We start from the raw sequence: 2279 nt of genomic DNA on the forward strand, positions 1-2279 counted from the left end.
AAGTAGAGTAAGAGGCAGAACGTAGTCGAACTATTTTTCTGCCTCTCCTCTCCGAACCGTACGTGCACCTTTCAGCGCATACAGCTCTCCGCTTAATTGTGGCTTACAGCCATTACAACATCGCTGTAGCGAGATGTGACAGTATTTCTCATTTCATCTCTAAGATAAGGGTTTGATTCAGGTAATCGCCAACGGAAGGGCAACTTAGGACTGCTCACCAGTCGATATAGTGAAGCGCTACATAAATTACCTCGATTGCTTTTACCAAATAATACCCAAGTCTTGGCCTGATTTGGCGTCGGTCGTTTTATCCACTTCATCATTAATGACTTAACGGAGCAACGATATTTCCGCGCTAGCCATTTTGCTAATTTCCAGAAAACTATACGATCAATTTTACTGTAAACTTTAGCGGTATAATCAGTATGACGATAAAATTGCGCCCAGCCTTTAAGCTTGCGGCTGAGTTGTTCAACTTTGTCTATCTTGCTACAACTGTGATCACTGGATAAAGCTTGGCTCAAGGAATGAGAAAATGCTTTAGCCTTACCATGTGGAATACCAGACACCACACGCATATTCCCTTTAGGACCACGTTTCCTTATGATCCTATGACCAAGGAAGATAAATCCATCATTCACATGCGTAATATGGGTTTTCTCCATGTTAAGTGTGAGTTTAAGTTTACCTTCAAGAAAATTTCGACACTGATCACGAATGGCTTCTGCTTGTTGTTTGTTACCTTTGACAATCACAAGAAAGTCATCGGCATAACGACAATAAGCAACCCCAGGTTTCCATTGTCTATTTTCCTCTAGTGCAATGGTACGCTTATCTTGGATTGTACGATTCCAGTACCAGCGATCTTTACGTGCTTTCTTGCTCAAGTAGCATTTATCCAAATACTGATCAAATTCGTTGAGCATGATATTTGACAATAATGGAGAAATGACACCACCTTGTGGTACGCCTTCGCTTGTTGCACAGAATAGATTACGTTCAATATGTCCTGCTTTGATGAACCGCCAGAGCAATTCATTAAATCGTCGACAATTGATACGCTTACGCACACATGTCATCAGTAATTGATGGTGGACTGTATCAAAATAACTTGATAAATCCCCTTCAATTACCCAGCGCCCACGTGGTTCACTTGAGCCTGTCATTTGTAACTTAACAGTTCTAATGGCGTGATGGACACTGCGTTCAGGTCTAAAACCATAGGATAGTGAATGAAAATCATTTTCCCATATCGGCTCCATTGCCATGAGCATGGCACGTTGCACTATTCTGTCTCTTAAGGTGGGTATGCCTAAAGGGCGTTGCTTTCCATTCGCTTTAGGAATATAAATTCGTCTGGCAGGCATTGGTTGATAATTACCCGAGAGTAAATCATTTCTGATCCCATCTAAGTAATCAGTCAGCTTATCCTGTAAGTGAATTTTAGTTATTCCATCAACGCCAGGTGTTTTGGCACCTTTTGAAGAAAGCGTTACTTCAGCCGCTTGGCAAAGCCATTGTGGGTGACTGATAAGGCGCAGTAATCGATTAACGCGACGCGCTTTATCGGTTGCTGTCCATGTTGCTAATTTACGTTGCAGTTCGCTGATTATCACAGGTCTTCACCTCATTAAGGTCAGGTAATTTGCTTGCGCAAATCAATTAAACTGCGCCCCTTCGCCATGTAATGGGCTTTCCCCATCTCAGACTACTACGAACGCTCCGCCAGCTTGTTTGTCATCGGGGTCGTGCTCCCTTAGCATTCAAACAAACCTTCCCCGGTTTACCTATCTGAACTCGAACATATTGGGGTGGATGCCGATCGCAGTCTTTAACCTTATCGTGCTGTAAGGTGATAATACTTAAACGCTGAATTGTGATTTAGCGTTTATCCATTGATAAATACCTACGTGTGATTTATCAAGTCGGCAATAATACTCATACATTTAGTATTATTGCAGCATCATATTGCCTGTTAATTCGTGTAGGCAATGGCGACGTTTCAGCCCATAGATGCGGGTTAATCGGTTCATGTACTTCATCCGTCCAATACTTAGTCTAGAAGAGCATCTTGGCGTAACGAATTCGCCTCACTCCCCGTTGTCAGCGAGTTCCATCACCTTATCAGCATACGATAAGTCACTGCCGCTCAGACTCAACTATCTGCACAACCAGATAGTGCCATAAACAATTTGGCTCCTACCGTATTGCTCATGTATTTCAGATAGACTCGTGGTTCATTAAAGCATTCCTTGCTAGTGCTGAACTCCGGGCACACC

General features: G+C 42.8%; 1 protein-coding gene. It reads right to left on the reverse strand.

Features of this window, described 5'->3' with window-relative positions; all coding sequences use genetic code 11:
* Positions 1 to 92: 92 nt before the first annotated feature.
* Positions 93 to 1616, reverse strand: a complete 1524-nt coding sequence (ltrA, locus tag P20439_RS03380) for a group II intron reverse transcriptase/maturase (RefSeq protein ID WP_008109360.1) — start codon at positions 1614 to 1616, stop codon at positions 93 to 95.
* Between the last annotated feature and the right edge of the window lie 663 nt (positions 1617 to 2279).

The organism is Pseudoalteromonas sp. BSi20439 (assembly GCF_000241165.1).
Classification (GTDB): domain Bacteria; phylum Pseudomonadota; class Gammaproteobacteria; order Enterobacterales; family Alteromonadaceae; genus Pseudoalteromonas.